Source organism: Pollutimonas rozaliensis (assembly GCF_048751585.1).
Lineage (GTDB): Bacteria > Pseudomonadota > Gammaproteobacteria > Burkholderiales > Burkholderiaceae_B.
This window is the reverse complement of record NZ_JAZHOB010000238.1, coordinates 1-255: the sequence shown is the minus strand read 5'-3', so window position 1 is coordinate 255 and position 255 is coordinate 1. Positions and strand designations below refer to the sequence as shown.

The following is a 255-nucleotide window of genomic DNA, read 5'->3' as shown; positions in this document are numbered from 1 at the left end:
ATTCAAAATCGTATTTGTCGCTTGGTTGAAGATATGGATACTCCACAAGAGAATAATCACCTTAAAAAGGTAATGTATTGGTATCAAACCAAATTTGACCCTAATTCAGACACTGGTAACAAAGCTATTATCGATGATATATCAAAGTCAGCTTTAAAAGTTATCTTTGAAAACAACGCATTAAAAGAAGCTATGTTGCACCCTGATCCATCTTTAGGTAAACCTTGGCAAGAGCTTGCATTTGTCGTTGATGTT

The 255-nt window shown here is 34.5% G+C and carries 1 protein-coding gene; it reads left to right on the top strand.

Going from position 1 to position 255, the window contains the following annotated elements; all coding sequences use genetic code 11:
* Nucleotides 1-33: 33 nt before the first annotated feature.
* Nucleotides 34-255, top strand: a 222-nt coding sequence (locus V0R37_RS22735) for a hypothetical protein (RefSeq protein WP_420376637.1), incomplete at its 3' end; no start/stop codon positions are given.